This is a genomic window from Rhizobium sp. RU33A, assembly GCF_900156055.1.
Classification (GTDB): Bacteria; Pseudomonadota; Alphaproteobacteria; order Rhizobiales; family Rhizobiaceae; genus Allorhizobium.
The window spans coordinates 1-4,009 of record NZ_FTMQ01000020.1 but is presented as its reverse complement, the minus strand read 5'-3'; the positions used below and the strand labels follow the sequence as shown (position 1 = coordinate 4,009).

At 58.1% G+C, this 4,009-nt stretch carries 3 protein-coding genes and 1 pseudogene; 3 read left to right on the top strand and 1 reads right to left on the bottom strand.

Annotation, left to right across the window (positions count from 1 at the left end; all coding sequences use genetic code 11):
* Positions 1-182: 182 nt before the first annotated feature.
* Positions 183-1,211 carry an IS110 family RNA-guided transposase gene (locus BW978_RS23075; RefSeq protein ID WP_076398621.1) on the top strand — a complete coding sequence of 343 codons (1,029 nt, stop codon included), beginning with the start codon at positions 183-185 and terminating at the stop codon, positions 1,209-1,211.
* 343 nt (positions 1,212-1,554) lie between these two features.
* On the opposite strand, the pseudogene BW978_RS23930 reads toward BW978_RS23075, so the two are convergent.
* Positions 1,555-1,755: pseudogene (locus BW978_RS23930) on the bottom strand (ATP-binding protein); the annotation flags it as partial.
* A 124-nt stretch (positions 1,756-1,879) separates the two neighbouring features.
* On the opposite strand from BW978_RS23930, the gene BW978_RS23065 reads away from it, so the two are divergent.
* Together BW978_RS23065 and BW978_RS23060 are read left to right on the top strand one after the other, a co-directional pair.
* Positions 1,880-3,238, top strand: coding sequence for a sensor histidine kinase (locus tag BW978_RS23065; RefSeq protein WP_076398618.1), 1,359 nt, complete (start codon positions 1,880-1,882; stop codon positions 3,236-3,238).
* Complete coding sequence (locus BW978_RS23060) at positions 3,235-3,906, top strand: response regulator (RefSeq protein ID WP_076398615.1); 672 nt, start codon at positions 3,235-3,237, stop codon at positions 3,904-3,906. Before BW978_RS23065 ends, BW978_RS23060 begins: the two co-directional genes overlap by 4 nt.
* Positions 3,907-4,009 lie beyond the last annotated feature (103 nt).

Here is a 4,009-nt window from a genome sequence, read left to right as displayed (position 1 = left end):
CCACGGCATGCCGTGAGACCGAATACGTTGAAGCAGACTGTACAGGGATCAAAAAAACCACTTGCAAGCAGGGCGGGCCATACGTTTCCACTGAGAGCTGATGGAGTGGATGCCCCCTCCCGACGGCATCGCAATGTGCCAGAGTGATGTTCGCCAGAACGTCACTAGAGGAGAGAGCATCCATGAAGGAAGTTAGCATCGTTGGCCTGGACCTTGCAAAGCGGGTGTTTCAGGTTCATGCAGCCAGAAGCGATGGGAGTGTGGTCTTGCGCAGGAAACTGTCTCGAGGCCAAGTCGTCACCTTCTTTACTGAACTGCCCAAATGCATCGTCGCGATGGAGGCCTGCGCCACCGCGCATTACTGGGCGCGTGAGATCGGCAAACTTGGTCATGATGTTCGCTTGATCCCGCCGGCCTACGTTAAGCCCTTTGTCAAACGGCAGAAGAATGATGCGGCCGATGCAGAAGCGATCGTTGAAGCAGCGACCCGGCCGTCGATGCGGTTCGTCGTTCCAAAGACTGAATCCCAGCAAGCCTGCTCCATGCTTTTCCGGACGCGAGACCTCTTCGTCCGTCAGCGAACGCAGCTTATCAATGCCCTTCGCGCGCATCTGGCCGAGCATGGCGTCATTGCACCGCAGGGAATTGCGAGCCTGGCGTTGCTGGCGGAGATTGTTGAGGATCACGACACGGGCCTCGATCTTATCGTTGTGGAGACCGCTCGACTGTATCTGGAGCAGCTAGGGGTGCTCTCTTCTCGGATCGCGTCGCTGGAAAAGGCGCTCAGATCGGAAGCGAAGCGTTCGCAGAGCACCGCCCGCCTTATGTCCATGCCCGGAATGGGGCCGATTACGGCAATGGCAGTAGAGGCTTTCGCGCCCACCATGGTGACCTTCAGAAGGGGACGAGATTTTGCGGCCTGGCTCGGCTTGGTGCCAAAACAGCATTCGAGCGGAGGGAAGCAGGTGCTCGGCCGAACGTCGAAGATGGGACAACGCGACATCCGTCGGCTTCTTATCATCGGCGCGATGACCGTCATTCGATGGGCATGTCGGAAAGCTCCACCCGAGCACTCGTGGCTGGCACGGATGCTAGCGCGCAAACCTCGTATGCTCGTTGCAATCGCCCTCGCCAACAAAATGGCTCGATCCGTCTGGGCAATGATGACCAAGAACGAAGATTACAAGGATTCCGCTCTGGCTGCAGCGTAAGATGGCTGAGCTGAAGTCAGGACGGATCGTCGGCGTGTGAGGAGGTCAGCGAACGGTAAGGACGAAGATCGGTGAGAGTGGGTCTGGGAATGCATCCGGGTCAGTGAGCCACGAGCTCGTAGAGCTGATTTTGCACCAGGTCCGCGTAGCTCCATACCGGCCAGCGGTCGCACTCGAGCCGCACAACAGGCCTGATACATGACCGCACCCGATCACACGTTCAAAACTGCTCGAAGAACTGCTTGCATGAACGGGGGCATCCATACATGACCCGGCGTTTGCACCCAGAATTGACCCGCCTTTCGGTATCGTTCGTCTTGATGGCCGGGGTCAAGTGCCTGTGTTTCTCCTTTGATGTTTTGGGTTGATGCGCCGAGCTGTTCTTAAAGCGGAAGCTGTCGTTTCCGGTTTCGAGGATGTGGCAGTGGTGGGTGAGCCTGTCGAGCAGCGCGGTGGTCATCTTTGCGTCTCCGAAGACGCTTGCCCATTCACGGAAGCTGAGATTGGTGGTGATGACGCTGGTACGCTCATAAAGTCTGCTCACGAACGGCGCCCGGCAGAGAACTTTGCCACGTCGTCAAAGGCACCCTCCGACACGAAATCGTCGCTGATCAACCATCCGGCGCGAAAGCGTTTGTGAAGCAGCCGCTTCTGGATATTCTCTTTTCATGGACCAGAAGACTAACCTCATTCGGCAGTTCTTCGGCATGGCGGCGGCTGTGCTCATCGTCGGCACGTCGATCATCGGGTATTGGGTCACCGCAGCGGTCGAAAACGGCGTCAAGGAAAACGCGATCTCGATCAAGGCGATGTTCGTGACCGATGCGATCTCGCCTCTGGCGCAGGAACTGGGCCACGCCTCCACCCTTCGACCGGAAAACCGGGCCAAGCTCGATAGTCTCTTCGGCCAGGGATTGCTGAAGACGGAAATCGTACTCTTCCAGATCTGGGCGACCGACGGCACGATCGCTTACAGCAATGACACCAAGATCATCGGGGAAAAATTCAATCAGACGGACGGCATGAAGCGCGCGCTGGCAGGGGAAACTTACGCCGACTTCGACAATGTCCTGGATGAACTCAGCATCTCGGAAACACTGAGAACGGCACCGCTTCTGGAAATCTATACGCCTCTCCTGTCGCCCCAAACCGGGGCCGTCATCGGAGTGGCCGAATTCTACGCCGACGGAACAGCATTGCGGGCACTTCTCGTGAAAACCAAGCGGGAGGGCCTGCTCACCGTTGGCTTGGTAGCCCTCGCGATGCTTGCGGCCATCTACCTCGTCGTGTTTCGAGGTGCCGAGACAATCGCAGGGCAAAGACAGGCTCTCGACGAAAAGCTGCGCGAACTGTCAGGCCTCTTCACGGAAAACCAGCGCTTGGCTCGCCGGGCGAACAAGGCGAACCAGAAACTTGCCGAGCTCAATGAGAATGCCCTGCGCCGGATCTCGGCGGACCTGCATGACGGCCCCCTGCAACTTTTGTCTTTCGCTGGGATGCGGCTCGAATCCGTCGATCCGGCCAAGGGGAGTCCCGATCTCGTACCCATCAAGCAGACGGTCGATGATGCCATGCGGGAAATTCGACAGATCTGCCGCGGCCTTTCTCTGCCAGAGATCAGCGAGTGGAATTTGGCGACCGTGGTGCATACTGCGATTGAGAATCACGAAAAGCGAACGGGTATTGGCGTCGCCCGCGAGTTGCCGTCAGAACTTCCACCGCTGCCGCTTGCAGCAAAGACGACTGTCTACCGCTTCATTCAGGAAACCTTGAACAACGGCGCCCATCATGGTCGCTCATCGGCACAGAGCGTGATGGTCGGGCTTGAAGAAAACCGGTTGAAAGTGGCCGTGTCCGATGATGGCATAGGCTTCGACCCGGCAGCCACAACAAACGGTCTTGGCCTTGCAGGCCTGAAGGAGCGGATCAATTCGCTCGGTGGCGACTTCTCGCTCAACAGCGCTAAAGGTTCCGGCACAAGCGTCGTCATGCTTTTGCCGGTGGAGTTTGCGAAGGACGCAGCATGATCAGCATCTTGATTGCCGATGACCATCCGATTTTTCGACAAGGGCTCGCACTGACTTTGGCAGAGGCGGAGGACTTCAGGCTCTGCGCGGAGGTCGACACAGCCGAAGATGCGTACCGTGCGACAGTCGAGATGAAACCAGATCTACTCCTGCTCGACCTTTCCATGCCGGGCGGAGGCCAGTCCGTCATCGAGCAAATCGTCCGTGAAGCGCCTGACACCCATGTGGTTGTATTGACCGCATCGGAAGACAGCGTCGATCTCTCGGCGGCGATCAGTGCTGGCGCCAGTGGTTACATCGTCAAGGGAATTGGCGGCCTTTCGCTGATCAACATTCTCCGCGACATCCGCGACGGCCAGCACTACATCACACCCTCGCTTGCCACGCGTGTGCTGGGGGAACTTGCCAAAGGCTCAGGCAGCGAAATCGACCCGCCGCTTGTTCGCGCGCGGCGTGAGCGTCTGGAGGCTCTGACCCCGCGCGAGCGAGAGATCATGGCCCTTGTCGCCAAGGGCTTCTCCAATCGCCGGATCGCCGAACAGCTCGGCATCGAGGAAAAGACGGTGAAACATCACATGACCCGGATTCTCGCAAAGCTGAAGGCCGCCAACCGAACGGAGGCGGCCATGCAGTTCCGTGACTTCGAAGACGCGATGGAAGAGAGCTAGCGCGTCTCGTCACTCTTCTCTAAACGCCCTGGTGATCTGGTCTGTGAATGGCTTCGCGAGGAATGAGATGACGGTTCGTTCCTCGGTTTCGATATAGACTTCG

What these genes read in the sequence shown, in the direction of transcription:
- BW978_RS23075 (WP_076398621.1), top strand. Translation starts at nt 183, where the DNA reads ATGAAGGAAGTTAGCATCGTTGGCCTGGACCTTGCAAAGCGGGTGTTT.
- BW978_RS23065 (WP_076398618.1), top strand. Translation starts at nt 1,880, where the DNA reads ATGGACCAGAAGACTAACCTCATTCGGCAGTTCTTCGGCATGGCGGCG.
- BW978_RS23060 (WP_076398615.1), top strand. Translation starts at nt 3,235, where the DNA reads ATGATCAGCATCTTGATTGCCGATGACCATCCGATTTTTCGACAAGGG.